General features: G+C 63.3%; 3 protein-coding genes (1 of these 3 running past the window's edge). All 3 read left to right on the top strand.

Features of this window, described 5'->3' with window-relative positions:
- Positions 1–862: GGDEF domain-containing protein (locus PO883_RS18615; RefSeq protein ID WP_289311083.1), on the top strand; the 862-nt coding region annotated here is incomplete at its 5' end.
- A gap of 51 nt (positions 863–913) precedes the next feature.
- Complete coding sequence (locus tag PO883_RS18610; protein ID WP_289311085.1) at positions 914–1,528, top strand: hypothetical protein; 615 nt, start codon at positions 914–916, stop codon at positions 1,526–1,528.
- 187 nt (positions 1,529–1,715) lie between these two features.
- Positions 1,716–22,292: the 5' portion of a polymorphic toxin-type HINT domain-containing protein gene (locus tag PO883_RS18605; protein WP_289311082.1), read on the top strand. It continues 12,186 nt past the right edge of the window; the window shows 20,577 of its 32,763 coding nt (coding positions 1–20,577); the start codon lies at positions 1,716–1,718; its stop codon lies off the right edge, out of view.

The following is a 22,292-nucleotide window of genomic DNA, read 5'->3' as shown; positions in this document are numbered from 1 at the left end:
TGCCTATGTGACCACGCCCTTGCGCTGGACGCCGTTGCAACGTTGCGGTTTTATCTATACCACCCATGCCGGCGCCATCATCCTCGCCGCATCGATGCTGCCAAACGGCTTGCTGTACGGTCTGGCCGGCGTCACCGGCTGCTTGTTCACCGTGTCCCTGATCGCGATCCGGCTGTCCACCTTTGCAGCCATCGTGGCCCTGCCCTCGTTGATGTTCTTCGTGATGAGCGCCGCGACGCTGACTGCGTTCGGTTTCATCAACAACGTGATCTTGTATATCTTTTCGCTGATCATGGCGGCCACCCTCATGCTCGCGATCCGCGTGTTTCGCCAGCGTGCATTCTTATCAGAGAAAGCGCTGCTGTACAGTTCGCGTCACGATAGCATGACTGGTGCCTGCAACAAGGCCTTCCTGACCGAACTGGCCGAGCGCGACATCGTGCTGGCCCGCCGGCACGGGCGCCCGCTCGCGGTGGCCATGCTCGACATCGATCACTTCAAGCGTATCAACGATGAGTTTGGGCACGCGGTCGGTGACGAAGTGATCCGCCAGCTGGCCAGTACCTGCGTCGGCACCTTGCGCTCGATCGACCATTTCGGCCGCATCGGGGGCGAAGAGTTCGTCGCCATCATGCCCGAGACGCGTATGGCCGATGCCATTCGCTGTGCCGAGCGCATGCGCGGAGACATTGAGCAGCTCGCCGTCGCCACGCCGCAAGGCACACTGCGCTTCACGGCCAGCTTCGGCGTTGCAATGCTGACGGAGCAGCATGCACATTGGAGCGCATTGTTGAATGACGCCGATGGCGCCATGTATCGCGCCAAGAACACGGGGCGCAATCGGGTCGCGGCAGCCCCATAGCACGACACTAGTCGCCAGTCGCGCGCGCGGGCAATGCCCAGCACCAGTCCGATGCCTGCGCCCAGCAAACCCGACCCTGCCGCCGAGCGCCATGGATTGGCCTGTACCAGTTTGTCGGTGGAAGCAGCCACATTCTTGATCAAATGGAGCGTTTTGCGTTCCACTTCATGCGCTTTCGAGATGCTGCACGAGAGCAAGTCCATGCCCTTCTTTTGCAGTTCGATGGCTTTCGCGCCGCTGGCCGCATTGGCACGCCAAAGAAACACCGTTCCTTATTACTTTTTGGCTTATGCGTCATTTCTGGCCTTCTCCCGGCTGCTCCTCGTCTGTTTTGATGTGAGTCAAGTATTTAGCCTGAATGCTCAGCTGATTCATAGTCCACTTTTTACTCTAGAAAGGTATCGTGAAGCTCAAATTTCTCGGTGCGACTGGAACTGTCACCGCTTCCAAATACCTCCTGAGTTCCGGCGCGAGCAACATTCTCGTCGATTGCGGCCTGTTCCAGGGCTACAAGGAGCTCAGGCTGCGCCTGAGGGCTACCTAAGCCAGCCGCTTCTTGCCTGCCAGGCAACATATTGCGCGTCGCATAAACTTGTTCATATATTACTATTCTGCGCGGCATTTGTTGTGAAAATTCCCGTGCGGAAACAAAAAAGTATGAATTAGGAAATATTTTCATTTCCGAGGCTAAATACCTAAACTAAAAAAAATTTCCGTGGATATATGGTTATCGGTAAATTTTTGCGTGTCGATCATAGTTTTTATACAACATAAATCAATTAATTAGTTACAGGACAAACACACTATGGTAGCGATTGTCAGCGGCGGCGGTTTGGGTCTCATCGGTGGTTCAATGTATGCGTTGGGCGGGCAGCAGGGCGCGGTTGGCAACGCAACGTTCGGCCGCAATGGCAATCAAGTGTATGTCAACGCCGCCAACGGCAATCTGGTGGTGCAGAACCGCGACGAGTTCCTGGCCTCGCGCGGCTTCGACACGGCCCTGACCCGCACCTATAACAGCCAGGGGGCGTTTACCGACAAACTCGGCTTCTACATCGACGCCGACAACGGCGACAACTTCCGCTTCGGCAGCTACAAGAAGGTGGCTGCAGCCGGCAAGCTGAATGCGGCGGGCGGCACCGTCACCCGCACCGATGGCGACGGCACCACCAGCGTCTACCACTACGATGCAACGCGCGGGCTGTACGTGGGCACCAGCGGCAAGGGGGCCTTCGACACCATCAGCTTCAGCGCCGCGAACGGCGCCAAGCCGCAGACCTGGAACTGGACCGATGGCGACACGCAATCGACGGAGGTCTATAACGCCACCGGTTTGATCATTTCCGCAAGCGATACCGACGGCAACGCCAGCACCTTTACCTATAGCGGCCGCCTGCTCAAGAGCGTCACCTCGTCCTCGGGCGACGTGCTGCACTTCGACTATACCGGCAACAACCTGTCGCAGATCCGCACCGTCAGCGAGGGCGTGACCCAAACCAGCACCCGCTACACCTACGACGCCAGCAACCGCCTGGCCAGCGTGACGGTCGATCTGAGCCCGGACGACAATAGCGTCGCCGACGGCAACGTCTACCGTACCGCCTACACCTACGACGGCAGCAGCCGCCGTATCGCCACCATCACCCAGACCGACGGCAGCGTACTGGCGTTCACCTATCTGCAGGTCGGCGCCGACTATAAAGTGGCCAGCATGACCGATGCCCAGGGCCGCATCACGCGCCTGGCCTACGATAGCGTCAACCGCCGCACCGAGATGACCGATCCGCTCGGCTACGTCACCACCTTCGGCTACGACGCCAGCAACCAGCTGACCGACGTGCTCAGCCCCGCGGTGAACGGGGTGCGTGTGCGCACCAGCTACACCTACGATGCCAGCGGTAACGTCACCCAGGTCACCGACGGCAGCGGCAATGCCGTTACCATGCAGTACGACGGACGGGGCAACCAGACACTCCAGCAAGATGCCCTGGGCAACACGGTGGCGCGCACCTACGGCAGCACCAACCTCAAGCTGACCGAGTCGATCCGCATGGGCGCCGGCGCGCCACTGGTGAGCCGCTACGCCTACGACAGCCGCGGCCACCTGCGCTTTTCCGTCAGCGCTAGCGGCCGCGTCACCGAATTCCAGTACGATGCCAAAGGCCAGAAAACTGCCCAGATCGGCTACGCCGGCGCCCAGTTCGACGTCGCCGCGCTCGCCGAAAACGCCAGCGTCAGCGAAGCGGCGGTCGCGGCATGGGTCGAGGCCCACGACAAGTCCCAGGCCGAACGGATCGACTATACCTACGACTTTCGCGGCCAGCTGGCCTCGTCGACGACCTACACGGCGCTCGACGCGGCCGGCAAGGGCGTGCCCGAGGGCGGCGCCACCACCCGCTACGTCTACGACCAGGAAGGGCGCTTGCTCAAGTCGATCGACCCGCGCGGCGCATCGATGGTCACCAGCTACAGTTACGATGGCCTGGACCGCCTGCTGTCGAGCACCGACGCGCTGGGCCAGCAAACCTTGACCCAGTACGACGACGCCCACAACAAGACCGTCACGATCCAGGCCAACGGCCTGGCGTCGACGGCGACCTACGACGCCAGTGGCGAGCTGACCAGCGTCATCCAGAGCAGCCACAATGGCGGCGCAGTGCTGGGCGCGGCACGCAATGTATACGATGCCAACGGGCGCCTGACCAGCACCCAGGACGCGGCCGGCGTGCGCACCCATTTCATCTACGACGAGATGGGCCGGCGCGTCGCCATGATCGATGGCATGGGCGCCCTGACCGAGAGCGTTTTCGACGCCAGCGGCAACCTGGTCAAGTCGATCCGCTACGCCACCCTGGTCGATGTGCAGCTGCTGGCCGACGCCAACGGCGCGCCAGTCACGCCAAGCATGGCCGCAATCCGTCCGCAAGCGGCAAGCCTTGACCGCGTGGTACGCCAGGTGTACGACAAGGACAACCGCCTGATCTACACGATCGACGAAGCCGGGTACGTGACCCAGCAGTTTTTTGATGCCGCCGCGCGCCTGACCGATGTGGTGCGCTACAACAGCGCGCTCGACCTGGCAGCCTTGCCGGCCAGCGTCACGCTGGCCGACGTCGTCGTCACGTCCAGCGCCGACGACCGCCACGTGCGCAATTTTTACGACGCCGACGGCCGCCTGGTGGGCAAGCTGGACGCCGAGGGCTTCCTGACCGAGAACAAATACGACGGCGCCGGCCAGCTGACCGAGATGGTGCGCTACGCCAGCGCCACCAGCAGCGCCCTGCGCAGCAGCGCCACCCTGGCCGAGCTGATGCCGGCCGCCTCGGATGCCGACATCCACGTCAAGCAGTACTACGATGCGCGCGGCCAGTTGATCGGCAGCGTGGACGCCGAAGGCTATCTGACGACCACGGACTACGATCTGGCCGGCAACCAGAGCCGCGCCACCCGCTTCGCCAACAAGGTCGCCAGCACGGCCCCTGGCGCGACCCTGGCCGCGATCCGTCCGCAAGCCAGCCCGGCCGACCAAAGCCGCTCCTACGCCTACAATGCGCTCAACCAGCTGGCGCAGCTCACTGACTTCGACGGCACCCAGAGCCGCATGCACTACGATAGCGTCGGCAATCTGGTCTCGACCATCCGCGCCGCCGCCAGCGCCGGCCAGCGCACCGAGCTCAATCAATACGACCTGCAGGGCCGCCGCATCGCCAGCCTGTCGGCGCAGGGCGCCAGCCACCTGAGCGGCAACGCCGCCCTGGACGCCCAAGTATGGGCCGATTACGGCACCAACTACCAGTACGACAAGCATGGCCACCTGACCCGCGCCACCGATGCGCTGGGCCAGAGCACCCTGTTCTTTTATGACGCGGCCGGGCGCCAGACGCACAGCGTCAACGCGCTGGGCGAAGTGACGGGCACGCGCTACAACGCGTTTGGCGAAGCGAGCGCCACGATCACCTATGCCAGCCGGATTGCCACCGCGGGTCTCGCCGGCGGCGCCAATGGCAGCCTGCTGACGCTGCTGGCGGCGGCCAGCGATCCGCTGCGCGATACCCTGATCCAGCGCGACTACGATCTGCGCGGCCAGATCAAGGCCTTGATCGATGGCCTGGGCAACACCACCGGTTTCAGCTACAACGCCTACGGCGACTTGCTGGCCCAGCGCCGCCCGATCAGCGCCGCCGTCAGCGAATTGGTCAGCTTCAGCTACGACAAGCGCGGCCTGCGCACCGGCCAGATCGACGGCCTGGGCGGCTTGAACCGCGCCACCAGCACCCAGTACGATGCCTTCGGGCGCGCCGTGGCCAGCGTGGACGCCAACGGCCACCTGCGCACCAGCACATTCGACCGCAACGGGCGCACCGTCACCACGCGCGACGCCATGGGCGCGGCCATCGCCACCAGCTACGATGCGTTCGACCGGGTGCTGACCCAGACCGACGCGATGGGCCAGGTCACGCGCTACGCCTACGACGACCAGCAGCGCAGCATCACCATCACCGCCGCCGACGGCGTCAGCACCAGCACGACCCGCAACGCATTCGGGCAGGTCATCAGCATCATCGATGGCAACGGCAACACGGCCAGCTTCGCCTACGACTTGAACGGCAACCTGGTGCGTGTCACCGATGCCGTCGGCAACGATACCACCCAGGTGTTCGACCAGGCCGACCGCCTGTTCTCGACCACGGACCGCAACGGGATGACGACCGCATACAGCTACGACGCGGCCAATCGCCGCCTCAGCCAGCGCGTCGACACGGCCGGCCTGAATCTGACCACCAGCTGGACCTACGACGCCAAGGGCGACATGGTGGCCATGCTTGATGCCAACGGCACCTTGAGCACCACCGAATACGACCGTAACGGCCAGCAAGTCCGGGTCGTGCTCGACCCGGCCGGCCTGAACCTGCGCACCGAGTATAGCTACGACGCCCAGGGCCACACCCTGAGCGTGGTGCGCGGCGACGCCAACGGCGACGTGCGCACGACCAGCTACAGCTACGACCAGCTCGGCCGCCGCGTGGCCGAAGTGGTCGACCCGAACGGCCTGGCACTGCGCACCGTCTACCAGTACGACCTTGGCGGCAATGCCACCACGGTCATCGATCCGAACGGCCACGCCAGCACCTTCGCCTACGATGCGGAAAACCGGGTTGTCAGCAGCAGCGATGCGCTGGGCAATGTGACCAGCTACCGCTACGACGCCAACGGCAACAAGACCAGTCAGACCGACGCCAACGGCAATGCGACCCAGTTCGCCTACGATAGCCAGAACCGCCTGACGGCGCAGACCGACGCGCTTGGCGCGGCCACGGTCCACGCCTACGACGCCGCCGGCAACCGCATCAGCACGACCGACGCCAACGGCCATGTCAGCACCTTGCGCTACGATGCGCTCAAGCGTCTGGTCCAGCAAACCAATGGCATGGGACAGACGGAAACCTACAGCTACGACAAGATCGGCAACCGTACCGCCTACCTCGACGCCAACGGCAATCTGAGCAGCTATGCCTACGACGCCGCTGGCCGCCAGACCGTGATCACCGACAGCCTCGGTGGGCAGACCCGCTATGCCTATGACAGCGTGGGCAACCGGATCGCGCACATCGACGCCAACGGACATGCCACCAGCTACGATTACGACAAGGCAAGCCGCCTGATTAACGTGCGCCAGCAGGTCAGCAGCGCTGCCGGCGACCAGAAATGGGTCGCCAAGGTCGAGTGGGTGGCCGATGCCAGTAACACCGCGGGCGGCTATTATGAAGACCACGGCGCCTTTGTCGGCGTCGACCCGGCCGAAACGCATGAACTGCTGACCCATTTCGTCTACGATGCGGTCGGCAATGAGCGCGTGCAAATCGACGCCAACGGCAGGCAGACGAGCAAGCTGTACGATGCCGCCAACCGTCTGGTGGCCAGTACCGATGGCGCCGGCAACACCACGCGCTACCAGTACGATGGGGTCAATCGTACCGGCCTCACCGACGCCAATGGCAATACGACCAATTTCACCTACGATGCCGCCAATCGCCTCAGCGGCAGCACCGATCCGCTTGGAAATACCGTTTCCTACGGCTACGACAAGGTTGGCAACAAGACCCGTTCAAGCGATCAGAGCGGCGCCATCAGCACCTATCAGTACGACGCCGCCAATCGCCTGGCGCTGCATACGGATGCGCTCGGCAATACCGAGCAGTTCGCCTACGACCAGGTCGGCAACCTGGTGCTGTCGCGTGACTTGAACGGCAACACCAGCACCTACACCTACGATGGCGCCGGCCGGGTCGTCTCGCTGACCGATCCGCTCGGCAAGGTGGAAACCTATGCCTACGACGCCGTCGGCAACCGTACCGCGCTGGTCGACCGCAATGGCCACGCGACGCGCTTCGCTTTCGACCGCAACAACCGTCTGGTCAGCCAGACCGACGCGCTCAATGCGGTTACCGCTTTTGCTTACGACAATGTCGGCAACCGCACCCGGATGACCGATGCGAACGGCAACGCCACCGACTACGAGTACGATCAAGCCAACCGCCTGGTCAAGACCATCACGGCGCAGCGCACCGAGATCATCGCCGACCCGAACGGCAACAGCGCCAACGACCGCAGCTACGAGCGCAAGATCGCCACGCGCTATGTGTACGACGGCGTCGGCAACCGCATCGCCACCATCGACGCTAACCAGCACCGCACCAGCTACGTCTACGACGGCGCCAACCGCTTGCTCAAGACGGTCGACCCGCTCGGCGGCGAAAGCGTGCAGCAGTACGATGGCGCCGGCAACCGGGTCGCGCGTACTGACGCCAACGGCAACGTGACGACCTTCGTCTACGACGCCGCCAAGCGCTTGACGCGCCAGATCGACGCCCTGGGCCTGGTGACCACGTTCAGCTATGATGCCAAGGGCAACTTGCTGAGCACAAGTGACGCCAACGGACATACTACCAGCCAGGTGTTCGACGCCGCCTCGCGCCTGCTGAGCCGCACCGATGCGCTCGGCCAGGTGAGCGCGTTCGGCTATGACGCCGTCGGCAACCAGACCAGCCTGACCGATGCCAACGGCAATGTCACCCTGAGCAGTTTCGACGCCAACAACCGCCTGGTCGCCTCCACTGACGCGCTCGGCTTTACGACGAGTTATGCCTACGATGCCGTCGGCAACCGCATCACCGAGACCGACGCGCAGGGCCACAGCAGCCGCACGGTGTACGATGCGGCCAACCGGCCGCGCAACGCGACCGATGCGCTGGGCAATGTCGAGCATTACGAATATGACTTGGTGGGTAACCGTACCGCCGTGATCGACCGCAATGGCCATCTGACCCGCTACGACTACGATGCCGGCAAGCGCCTGGTCGCGATCCGTGCGCAAGCCACCGGCGCCGCCGCCGATCCGGCCCTCGTGCAGCAGGGCGCGGTATTGCAAAGCGGTTTCTGGGTCGCTCAGGGTAGCGATAGCAATGGCAAGGAGGTCGGCTACTGGACCGATTGGGCGATACAGGGCGGCGCCCCGGCACCGCTCGCGGCCGCGCTGGTCACCACCTACGAATATGACGATGTCGGCAACCGCACGGCCCTGATCGATGCGAACGGCAACAAGACCCGCTTCGTCTACGACGCGCTGGACCGCCTGGTCTCCAGCACCGACGCCCTCGGCCACAGTACCAGCTATCAGTACGATGCGCTCAACCGCATCGGCCTGACTGACGCCAACGGCAACAAGACGGCGTATGCCTACGATGCCGGCAACCGCCTGGTCAAGACCACCGATGCCTTGGGCAATACCGAATTGCTCAGCTACGACGCAGCCGGCAACCGCAGTGCCGTGACCGACCGCAACGGCCAAATCACGTCCTTCGCCTACGACGCCGCCAATCGGCTGGTCCAGATGAGCGATGCGCTCGGCCACAGCGAAGCGTATGCCTATGACCGGGTCGGCAACCGGATCGCATCGACCGACCGCAACGGTCACGTGACGCGCTATGTCTACGACGCCAATCGGCGCCTGGCCGGCTTCACCGATGCGCTGGGCCACAGCGAAGCGTATACCTACGACAGCGTCGGCAACCAGACCGTGGTCAGCGACCGCAACGGCAACAAGACCACGTATGCTTACGATGCCGAACATCGCGTCATCGCGCAAACCGATGCGCTGGGTAACACCAGCCAGTACCAGTACGACAAGGTCGGCAACCGCAGCAGCGTCATCGATGCACGCGGCCACGCGACCCTGTACCAGTACGACGAGGTCAACCGCCTGGTCAAGACCATCGACGCCCGCACCGTCATCGACTACGTGCAGAAGTACGGCTCCGAATGGGATGCCGCCACGCTGCAGACAACGCCGTGGCGCGAGTGGAGCGTCAACCGCAGCTTCGAGCAGGTGGTGGCGACCCGCCATGTGTACGACGCGGTCGGCAACCGGATCGAGAGCATCAATGCCAACGGCAACAGTACCCAGTATGTGTACGATGCCGCCAACCGCCTGGTCGCGGTCAAGGATGCCGCCACCGGTGCGGCCAGCGATGTCGCGCTGGTGCGCGACGATGTCTGGGTCGACGCCGTGCTCGATATCAATGGCACCGAGCTGGTAGCGGGCCACTGGATCAGGAATAGTCTCAGCACCGTGGTAGCCGGCCAGCGCCACGATTACCTGACCCGCTTCGAATACGATGCCGCCGGCAACCGCAGCGCCATGGTGGACCGCAATGGCAACCGCACCGTGTACGTGTACGACGCCCTGAACCGCCTGAGCGCAAGCACCGACGCCCTCGGCCACACGCTCGCCTATCAGTACGACGGCCTGAACCGGATCAGTGCGACCGACGCCAATGGCAACAAGACGAGCTATGTCTACGACGCCGTCAACCGCCTGACCGGCACGACCGACGCGCTCGGCCACAGCATCACCCACGTCTACGACTTTGGCGGCAACCGCGTTGCCACCACCGATCAGAATGGGCAGGTGAGCAGCTATGTGTACGACGCCGCCGGCCGTCTGCTACAGTCGACCGATGCGCTGGGCAATACCAGCAGGGCCGCCTACGACAAGGTGGGCAACCGCACCGAAGCGATCGACCAGAATGGCCAGCGTACGGCCTACGCTTATGATGCCAACAACCGCCTGGTGGCGCTGACCGATGCCCTGGGGCAGACCGAGACCTACGCTTACGACAGCGTCGGCAACCGCACCAGGCTGGTCGACAAGAACGGTCACGCGACCGTCTACACTTACGACGAGCGCAATCGCCTCGTGAACTTGACCGATGCGCTCGGCAACAAAACGCACTACGACTACGACAATCTCGGCAACCGTACCCGCATCGTCGACGCCAATGGCCACGCGACCGTGTTCAGCTACGATGAGCTGAACCGCCTGGTCAAGACCGTCGATGGCGTCATCCGCATCGGCTACATCGAGTCTGTCCGCACCAATGGCCATTTGCAGGACAATGCGCGCAGCCTGGACCAGGCCGTGGCGACCCGCCATGTCTACGACGGCAATGGCAACCGCATCGAAACCATCGACGCCAACGGCAACAAGACCCGTTTCGAGTACGATGGCGCCGATCGCCTGCTCAAGTCGACCGATCCCCTGGGCGGCGTGAGGGCTTACGAGTATGACGCCGCCGGCAACCGGACGGCGCTGATCGATGCCAACGGCAACAAGAGCACGTATTTGTATGACGCGGCGAATCGCCACACCGGCACCGTCGACGCGCTTGGCTACCGGAGCGTGTTTACGCTTGACGCCGCCGGCCAGCGCATCACCCTGACCGACGCCAACGGTAACATCACCGGCTATCGCTACGATGCCCTGGGTCGCCTGGTCGGTACGGTCGACGCGCTCGGCCATGCCGACAGCAGCAGCTACGATGCGATGGGCAATCGCACCGCTTACACCGACCTGAACGGCAACGTCAGCGTCTATCAGTACGATGCCCTGGGGCGCCTGGTGCACAGCACCGATCCGCTGGGTGCGACCAGCAAGATCGCCTATGATGCGGTTGGCAACGTGCTGGTCACGACCGACTGGAACGGCAACCGCCGCAGTCACGCCTATGACGCCCTGAACCGCGTCATTTCCAGCACCGATGCGCTGGGCAGCACCGAAACCTACGGCTACGATGCCGTCGGCAACCGCACCAGCCAGGTCGACCGCAACGGCCATGCCACGACCTATCGCTACAGCGCGCAAGACAAGCTGCTCGGCGTCAAGGATGCCTTCGGCAACGAAGAGAGCTATACCTACGATGCCGTCGGCAACCGCCTGTCGCTGCTCGACCGCAACGCGCACGCGACGCTCTACAGCTACGACGCCAACAACCGCTTGACGGACACCGAGAACACCGTACTCCCGGCGCGCGGCGAAGACCGCCTGGTCGACGGGTATGACTACATCGTCGATGGAGTCGATGCCGACGGCAACGAATACGGCCACCAGGTCAACCGCCATGTTCAGCATGCCGCCACGGTAGCGGCAAGCACCTACCGTGCCACGCTGCGCTATGATGCGGTGGGCAACCTGGTCGCCTCCGTCGACCGCAACGGCAAGACCACCGCGTACGAATTCGATGCGCTTAACCGCGTCGTCGCCAGCACCGATGGCGCCGGCAACACGACCAGCTACACCTACGATGGCATGAACCGGACGGCACTGATCGACGCCAACGGCCACCAGACCAGCTATAGCTTCGATGGCGCCAACCGGATGACCGGTTCGACCGATGCCTTGGGACACAGCCAAACCTTCGCCTATGACAATAACGGCAATCGCATCGCGGCCACCGATGAAAACGGGCATGTCACCGCGTCGCTCTACGATGCCGACAATCGCCTGGTCAAGCTGACCGATGCACTGGGCAATAGCGAAGCCTATGCCTACGACAAGCTGGGCAATCGGGTGCAGTCGATCGACCGCAATGGGAATCTGACGGCTTACCAGTACGACGCGGAAAACCGCCTGACCAAGCTCACCGATGCGCTCGGCAATGTCGAGCAATACGCCTACGACAAGGTCGGCAACCGTACGGTCCTGACCGACAAGAACGGCAACAGCACCACCTATGCCTACGATGCGGTAAACCGCTTGACCAAGGTGACCGATGCGCTGGGCCATGTCACCCTGTCCGAGTACGACGCCGCCGGCAACCGCACCCGCACGGTCGATGCCAACGGCAACGCCACCGCGTATGAATACGATGCAATGAACCGCTTGGTCAAGAGCATCGTCTCGCGCACCACGGTCGAGTACAACGTATCGAACTCCTCGTATTACGATCCGGTCACCCATCAGCCCGGTCAGTACCACTACTGGGACAGCAAGGAAAGCTACGTCGAGGTGATCTCGACGATCTACGCGTACGACGGCGTCGGCAACCGCACCCGCGTCACCGACGCGCTCGGCAACATCGTCGAATACCGGTACGACGGTGCCAACCGCCTGGTCAAGATCCGCGAAGAAGTTGAACGCAACACCGGCGGCACCGAAACCTTCATGGCCACGCGCGGCGCCATGATGGAGACCCAAGCGACCAGCACCCCGGGCGAAGAGGTAGACAACGGCCTGTACCGCATTACCGACTTTACCCATGACGCGGTCGGCAATGTGCTGTACGAAGACCGCTATTACGAAGATACGCGCTGGGGCGAGGGGGGCAGCGTCGACCCGATGCACTTTTGGATCCGGCGTGAATTCGATGCGGTCAACCGCCAGACTGCCCAGTTCGACGGCCTGGAAACCGCCACCAGGTTCGCCTACGACGCTGCTGGCAACCTGACCGCGCGCATCGACCCGAATGGAAACGCGACGCAATTTGCCTACGACGCGCTCAACCGTAAAGTCAGCCAGACCAGCGCGCTCGGCCATGTGACCAGCTTCGGGTACGACAAGAACGGCAATCTGGTGCGCAGTGTCGACCCGCGCGCCGCCGTCAGCATCCAGCAGTTCGATGCGCTCAACCGGCTGGTCCGGAGCACCGACGCCCTGGGCGGCGTTAGCAGCCAGAGTTACGATGCTGTCGGCAACATTCTCACCCACACCGACGCCAACGGCCATACCCGCAAGTATGCTTACGATGAAGTCGACCAGCGCGTCAGCACGACCGATCCGATGGGCGGCGTCAGCCACGCCGTGTTCGATGCGGTCGGCAACCGCGTGACAGCGGTCGACGCCAACGGCCACGCGACCACCTACGCCTACGATGCGCGCAACCGGAATACCAGCGTCACCGACGCGCTCGGCAATGTGACCAGCTACGAGTACGATGCCGTGGGTAACCGGACCATGGTTCGCGATGCGAACCAGAACGATCGCTTCTTCCGCTACGACGCGCTGCATCGCCTGGTCGAAGGCTACACGCTGGACGGCGACAGCGCCGCCGGCAGTGAACGATATACCTACAATGCGATCGATGGCGTGCTGCAGCGCTTTAACGAACTCGATCCGAATTTCCGTGACGGCGACTACGAATACAATCCGGCCGGACAATTGACTGGCTACCGCCACGGCCTCAGGCAAATTCGCTATGCCTATGACGATGCCGGCAATCTGACCCGGGTCACCGACAGCCTGGGCCAGGTCACCGTGCACGCCTACGATGCCGACAACCGCCGCGTCAGCACCACCGACGCGCTCGGCCAGGTGACGCAGTACCAGTACGATGAAAGCGGCAACACGACCGCACTGATCGATGCGCGCGGAAACACCACCAGCTACAGCATCGATCTGCTGGGACGCCAGGTACGCATGGTCGACGCCGAAGGCGGGGTCACCAGCACCACCTACGATGGCGCCGGCAATGTGCTGCTCAAGGTCGATGCGCGCGGTGCCAGCACGCATTTCGTCTATGACGGCAACGATCGCCTAGTCAAGAGCACCGATGCGCGCGGCGGCGTCACGACCAGCCACTACGATGCCGTGGGCAACCTCGTCAAATCGGTGGATGTGAAGGGGAACGCCACCAGCTTCAGCTATGACGCGCTGGACCGCCTGGTGGAGTCGACCGACCCGCTGGGCCAGAGCACAGGCTTCGGCTACGACCCGGTGGGCAACCGCATCAGCCGTACCGATGCGCTCGGGTTCGTCACGCGCAGCGAATACAATGCCGTCAACCAGCTGAAAGCGCGCATCGATGCGCTCGGCAACCGGACTGGCTACTACAGTTTTACCCACGGTCAGGCGCAGCATGCGGTCGATGCCAACAATAACGGCAGCACCACCGATCTTGACGAGCACGGCCAGGTCCAGCACGAATACGACGCGCTGTACCGGGGCGTCTACCATTACCGCGACGCCAACGGCAATGTGTACCAGTTGCTCGGCCTGAACGGCGCCATCACCCACAACTATTACGATGCCGATAACCGCCTGACCGATAGCGTCGACAGTCTTGGTTATGTGACGCACAATGAGTACGACCAGAACGGCAACCTGATCGCGCAGACCCGCTACGCCACCGCCGTCGCACCGCCGACGACCAATTGGACCACATGGGAAAAGCCGGTCGTGACCGTCTCCGACCAGGACCAGACCGTCACCTTCACCTACGATAAGCTGAACCGCCAGCTGAGCCGCACCGATGGCCTGGGCAATGTCACCAGCGTCACCTATGACGCCAATGGCAACCAGACCAGCCAGACCGACGGCAACGGCAACGTCACCAGCTTCAGCTATGACGCCGGCAATTTGCTGCTGTCGCAAACCGATGCGCTGGGCAATGTCACCAGCTCCAGCTACGATCAGAGCGGCAACCGCACGGAGAGCGTGGACGCGCGTGGCGCCCGCACCCTCAACGCGTATGACGCCAACAATCAACTGATCAGCGTCACCGATGCGCTCGGCCAGCGGCAAACCTACGCCTACGACGCGGTCGGCAACCGGGTCGGCATCACCGACGCCGCCGGCCAGCTGTGGGGCTACGGCTATGACGGCAATGGCCGGGTCGTGAGCGAAACCAGTGCGCTGGGCGCGCGCACCACCCATGCGTACGATGCGGTGGGCAACAAGATCGAGAGCAGCGATGCACTCGGCCATGCGACCACCTTCACCTACGACAAGATCAACCGCATCAGTACCCGCAGCGATGCGCTGGGCAACACCACCACCTATGATTACTCGCCCCGCGGCAACACGGGCAGCTGGATGACAGTGATCGACGCCAAGGGCGCGCGCGATACCTATCACTACGATACCGCCGGACGGATTGTCAGCCAGGAGGGCATCGTTGCGCGTCGAAAATACCTGTACGATGCGTTCGGCAACCAGACCGAGCAAATTTACAGCAACCACCGCAATACGGTCGATACCGGCAACCGCCTGAGCGGCCAGGTCGACTTCATGGGTAACTTCACGACGTTCAAGCACGATGCCGCGGGCAACCGCATCGAGGCGGTCGACGCCAACGGCAACAAGACGCGGTATACCTACGATGCCAACAACCGCCTGACCAGCCAGACCGACGCCAAGGGCGGCGTGACCAGTTACACCTACGACGAGGTCGGCAACCAGACCAGTCGTACGGACGCGCTCGGCAACACGGTCAGCATCGCCTACGACTTGCTCGGCCGCCAGATCAGCCAGACCGACGCCCTCGGCGGCGTCAGCAGCGCCAGCTATGACGCCGTCGGCAACCGCATCCAGGTCACCGATGCCAAGGGCAATCTGAGCGGATACGGCTACGATGCCGATCACCGCCTGGTCTGCCAGACCGATCCACTTGGCCATGTCAGCAAATTCGCTTACGATGCCGTGGGCAACCGCATCAGCGAACAGGATGCGCTGGGCCGCATCACGCTCAATGCCTACGACAAAGTCAACCGCCTCGCCACGGTGACCGATGCGCTCGGCGGCGTGACCACCTTCAGTTACGACAAGGTCGGCAACCGCACCAAGGTGCTCGACGCCAACGGCCATGCCACCACCTTCACCTATGCCTACGACAACCAGGTCGAGACCCGCACCGATGCCTTGGGCAACAGTACCCGTTACCAGTACGATGACTTCGGCCAACTGGAGTATATGCAAGACGCACGGGGCCATGCCAGCTGGTTCTATTACGACGAAAACGGCGCCCTGATCGGCAACCGCGATCCGCTCTACAATGGCGACAAGTATACCGTCGACGCGGTCGGCAACCGCACCAGCCATACCGACAAGAATGGCCACGTCACCACCTATACCTACGACGCACTGAACCGCCTGGCGGCGACCACTGATCCGCTGGGCAACGTCACTGCCATCGAATACGATGCGGTCGGCAACCGCATCGGCGTCATCGACGGCAACGGCCACCCGACCCGGTTCGCCTATGATGCCAATGGGCGCGTCCTCAGCCAGACCGATGCGCTGGGCGGCGTGACGGCGTTCAGCTACGATGAAGTGGGCAACCGCCTGAGCGTGACCGATGCGGCAGGCAAGGTCAGCAGCACCGCCTACGATGCGCTCAACCGGATCGTGAGCGAGACCAATGCCCTGGGCGACGTTGCCCATGTCAGCTACGACGCGGTCGGCAACCGCACCGCGCTGACCGATGTCAGCGGCTTTGTCACGACCTTCGCCTACGATAAGCTGAACCGTTTGATCAGCCAGACCGATCCGCTCGGCGGCGTGACCGCCAGCACGTACGATGCGGCCGGCAACCGCGTCGCCAGCACCGACGCGAATGGCCATGTCACCAAGTTCGCCTATAACGCGGCCAACCAGCTCAGCAGCCAAACCGATGCCCTGGGCAACACCACCAGCTACACCTACGACAAGAACGGCAATCGCTCGCGCGTCACGGATGCCCGTGGCGTGTACGCCGAGTCCATCTACGATAGCCTGAACCGCCTGTTGTCGCAATCGCGCTTCATGACCATAGAGAACGGTATCGTGCGGCGCGGCGTCACCTTGTATTATTTCTACGACAAGGTCGGCAATATACTCAAGACCAGTGAATCGGGCTTCGCCTCGGCAGCGGGACTCGACAGCTACACCTACGACGCCAGCGACCGCGTGGTCAGCCATACCGATGCGCTGGGCAACGTGACCCACTATGCCTACGACCGGGCAGGGCAGCGGACGGTGGCGACCGATCCGAACGGACATGCCGTCACCTACGGCTACGATAGCCTGAACCGCCAGACCAGCGTCACCGATGCACTCGGCAACACGACCACCTATGCCTACGACGTGGTGGGCAACCGCATCGCCAGCACCGACGCGAACGGGCACACCAGCACGTACGCCTACGATGCGCTGCACCGGATGCTCAGCCGCACCGGCGCCCTGGGCGGCAAGACCGCGTATGCCTACGACAAGGCAGGCAATGTCAGCGCCGTCACCGACGCCGCCGGGAATGTCTCGCACTCTTCGTACGACGCCAACGGACGCCTGAGCAGCCAGACCGATTCGCTTGGTAATGCGACCGCACATACCTACGACCTGGTCGGCAATCTCCTCAGCACCAGGGACGCCAACGGCCACACCACCGCCTACGCCTACGACGCGGTCAACCAGCTGGCGACGGTGACGGACGCGCTCGGTGGCGTGACCACCCATGCCTACGACGTCGTGGGCAACCGCATCAAGACCACGGACGCCAACGGCAATGCGGTGGTGTTCGTCTACGACAGCGCGCGCGATGTGCAGAGCCAGGTCGACGAGGCCGGCAACTACATCGCCTACGGTTATGACAACAAGGGTAATCTGCTGTACCAGGACAAGTTCAACCAGCACCACCGTGGCAGGGTGCATTCGACCTTCGATGTGCTCAGCCGCCTCGTCAAGACCGAAGCGCGCAATTACAACTCGTGGAACGATCAAACCGTCTCGACGCTCGGATACGACCAGGCCGGCAATCGCATCAGCAGCACCGACGGCAACGGCAACGTCACGACCTTCGCCTACGATGCCGCCAACCGCCTGACCAGCCAGACCGACGCCCTGGGCCAGGTGAGCAGTTTCGCCTACGATGCGGCCGGCAACCGCATCAGCCAGACCGATCCGAACGGCAACACGACTTCCTACACCTACGATGCCGAGAACAAGCTGGTCAAGCAGGTCGACGCCGCCGGCGGCACCAGCGCCTACAGCTATGACCTGCTCGGCAATCTGCTCAGCTCGACGGACGCGAACGGCAACAAGACCAGCTTCAGCTACGATGCCAATGGACGCCTGTTGAGCCAGACCGATGCGCTGGGCAATGTCAGCAGCTTCGCCTACGATGCGGTGGGCCTGCAGATCGCGCAAACCGATGCCGCTGGCGCGCTCATCCGCAGTAGCTACGATGCGCTCAACCGTTTAGTCAGCAGCAAGGATGCGCTCGGCCACGTTACCGGCTACGGCTACGATGCCGTGGGCAACCAGACCAGCGTGACCGACGCCAATGCGCATACCACGACCTACGTCTACGACAAGGGCAACCGCCGCATTGCCGAAACCGATGCGCTGGGCCACACCACGCGCTTCGCTTACGATGGCGCGGGCAATCTGGTATTGCGTACCGAAGCGAACGGCGCGCGCACCAGCTACAGCTACGATGTGCTGAACCGCCTGCGCCTCACGGAAGCGGCGAATGGCGTGCGCAGCCAGCATAATTACGATGCTGCCGGCAACCTCACGACCGTGGTGAACTATCACTCCACGCCGCTGGTGACGAATGCCTACGATCAGGCTAACCGCCTGATCAGCTCGACCGATGCGCTGGGCAATGTGACCGCGTATGCCTACGATGCCGCCGGCAACCGTACCACGATGACCGACCCCAACGGCAACGTCAGCCGCTACGCCTACGATAAGCTCAACCGCCTGGTCAAGACCACTGACGCGCTGGGCAATATCTTGCTCAATACCTACGATGCCGTCGGTAACCGTCTCGGCAGCACCGACGCCAACGGCCACCTGACGAGCTATACTTACGACGCCAATGGGCGCGCGCTCAGCCACAGCACCGCCCTCGGCCACACCACCTCGACTGTGTACGACAGCGTCGGCAATGTGATCACCCGCACCGATGCCAACGGCGGCGTGACGCGCATGGAGTACGATGCCGACCGCCGCCTGGTCAAGCAGATCGATGCTTTGGGAAATGCGAGCACCTTCACTTACGATGCGGTCGATAACCGCTCCGGCGTGACCGACGCCAACGGGCATACGACCAGCTTCGCCTACGACGTCGTGAACCAGCTGGTGGCGCAAACCGATCCGCTCGGCCGCGTCACCGCCTACGGCTACGACAGTGTCGGCAACCGCACCAGCCTGACCGATGCGCTGGGCAATATCACCAGCTATGAATACAATCTGGCGCACCAGATGGTCAAGCAGATCGATGCCCAGGGTGTCGCCACCGGGTTCGTCTACGACCACTTGGGTGTGCTCATCAATCGCACCGATGTTGATGGCCGCAGCGAGGGCAAGACCTACGATGCGGGCGGCAACCTGGTCCAGCAGAGAGACCGCAGCGGCAGCGTCACGAGCTATACCTATGACAAGAATGGCAACCGGGTCACGGCCACCGATGCGCGCGGCAACGTCACCACCAATGGCTACGACGCCTTGAATCGCCTGGTGACCCAAAAGGATGCCGCCGGCAACGTCACCGAGTTCGCTTACGATGGCGCCGGCAACCTGATCGGCAAGACCGACGCGCTCGGCCGCAAGACGGCGTATGTCTACGATGCCGACGACCGCCTGGTGCGCACCGACGATGCGCTCGGCGGCATGACACGCTACAGCTACGATGCGGTGGGCAACCGCAGCGGCCTGGTCGACGCCAATGGCAACGCCAGCAGCTTCAGCTTCGACGCCAACAACCGCCAGCTCAGCCAGACCGATGCCCTGGGCCATGTCGACAGCGCCAGCTACGACAAGGTCGGCAACCGCGTTTCCAGCACCGACGCGGCCGGCTTCGTCACGCGCTACGCTTTCGACGCCGCCAACCAGATGGTCAGCCAGACCGATGCGCTGGGCAATACCACCACCTACGCCTACGACCTGGTCGGCAACGTCATCGCCAGCACCGACGCCAACGGGCATAGCACCGCTTTTGTCTACGATAGCCTGAAGCGGCTGGTCAGCCAGACCGACGCCGTCGGCAATACCACCAGCTACACCTACGACAAGCTGGGTAACCGGGTGAGCACGACTGATCCGCGCGCGCACGTCGTGAGCTACGGCTACGATGCGATGAACCGCCTGGTCACCGAGCGCGGCGGGCCGGTCAACTTCACGCGCCGGTACGACGCGGTCGGCAACCTGGTCGCGTCGACCGATGGCAACGGCCACACCACCGCCTACACCTACGACGCGCTGAACCGGGTAGTGACGCAAAAAGATCCGCTCGGCAATGAAACGCAGTTCGCCTACGATGCCGTGGGCAACCGCACCTTGTTCACTGACGCCAACGGCAATGCCAGCAGCTATCAGTTCGATGCGCTGAACCGGCTGCTTGCCGCCACCGACGCGCTCGGCCGCACCACGCGCCACGCCTACGATGCGCTCGGGCAGCGCATCGCCAGCACCGACGGCAACGGCAACGTGACCCGCTTCGCCTATGACGGCGCCGGTCATCTGCTGAGCCAGACCGACGCCCTGGGCCAAGTCACGTCTTACGCATACGACAAGGTCGGCAGCATGGTGCGCAGCAGCGACACCGGCGGCGCCGTCACCACCTACGGCTACGATGGCATGCGGCGCCTGGTTTCCCGGGTCGACCCGGATGGCGCTGTCACGGTCTCGGCCTACGACAAGGTCGGCAATCTGATGAGCCGCACGGCGGGCGCCGGAACGGCCCGCGCGGCCACCACGCGCTGGACCTATGACGCCAGCAACTATGTCCTGACAGAAACGGATGCGCTGGGCGGCGTTTCGAGCTATCAATACGACGCCAACCATAATATTGCCAGCAGCGCCGATGCGCTCGGCTTCGAGACGCGCTTCGGCTATGACGCCAACAACCGCCTGACCGAACAAACCGATCCGCTGGGCAATGTCACCAAGTATGGTTACGACAATGTGGGCAATCTGCTGACCAAGACCGATGCGCGCATCAAGCAGGAACGCTTCAGCTACGATGCCGACAACCGCCTGCTGACCCACACCGACCGGCTCGGCGTGACCACCACCTACACTTACGATGCCGTGGGCAACCGCCAGTCCGAATTGCGCGGCGGTTTCACCACGACCACCATCTACGACGCGGCCAACCAGGCCGTGGCGGTGATCGACGGGAATGGTTTCCGCACCGACTATGCCTACGATGCGGCCGGCAATCTCATCGAGAAGCGGCGCCAGCTGGACCTGCAAAACACCAGCGAACAAGTCACCCGCCTGTACTACGACGCGCTCAACCGCAACGTGGCGCAGCGCAGCGCCGAAGGTTACCTGAGCACGGTGGACTACGATGCCGCCGGCAACGTCAAGACCACGACCGCCTACGCCACACGGGTGGCGCTGCCGGCCGGCGGCCAGCCGCAGGCGCTGCCGGGCGACCTGAAGTCGGTCAAGCAATTCGCCTACGATAGCATGCATCGCCAGACCGCCATGACGGACAGCAACGGCGCCGTCAGTGCCTATACCTACGATGTGCTGGGCAACCGCAGCGCCACCACGCTGTACCAGGGCACGGCCCTGGAGCGCACCAGTGTGGCCAGCTATGATTTGCTGGGGCGCAAGACGTCGGAAACCGATGCCCTGGGCAAGGTCACCAGTCATCACTACGATGCAGTCGGCAATCTGCTGAGCACGACCGATGGCGCCGGCACTGCGGAGGCGCGCATCACCGCCTACGTCTACGATGCCAACCGCCGCGTCATCCAAATGACCGACGCGCTCGGCTATGTAAGCGCGCGCACCTACGACGCCAACGGCAACCTGACGAGCGAAACGACGGGCGCCGGCCTGGCCGCGCAAGAGCGCACCATGCAGTACACCTACGACAGCGCCAACCAGCTCACCCGCCTGGTGAACGCCGCTTTCCCAAGCCAGTACACCACCTTCGCATACGACGCCAGGGGCAACCGCACCAGCGTCCTGAGCTCGAATGCCGACCAGACCGAGCAAAAATTCCATTTCGATGCGAACGGCAACGTCGACCTGATCACGGACGCCAAGGGCGTCACCACGCGCAATCTCTACGATGGCGCGGGCAACCTGACCGCCACCATCGCGGGCGAGAGCGTCAACGGCACGCCGCGCGCCGGCAACCATACCCGCTACCGCTTCGACCTGGACAATCGCCTGGTCGGTGTCACCGATCCCATGAACGGTAGCACCACCTTCGAACTCGACTACCAGGGCAACCGGATCAAGGTCAGCGACGCCGAAGGACGGGTGACGCAGCAAAGCTTCGACGCGTCCGGCCGCCTGCTGACCAGCCTGGGCGCGGACGGCGCCCTCAATACCAGCGTCTACAGCCTGGCCGGCACGCTGGTGTCGAGCACCTTGTCC

This window comes from Massilia sp. DJPM01, from assembly GCF_030348125.1.
Classification (GTDB): domain Bacteria; phylum Pseudomonadota; class Gammaproteobacteria; order Burkholderiales; family Burkholderiaceae_D; genus Telluria_A; species Telluria_A frigida.
Note: the sequence above shows the minus strand (reverse complement) of the source record. Positions and strands in the feature narration are given on the sequence as shown.

Excerpts from the sequence above, each read along its gene's own strand:
- PO883_RS18610 (WP_289311085.1), top strand. The coding sequence starts at position 914 with ATGCCTGCGCCCAGCAAACCCGACCCTGCCGCCGAGCGCCATGGATTG.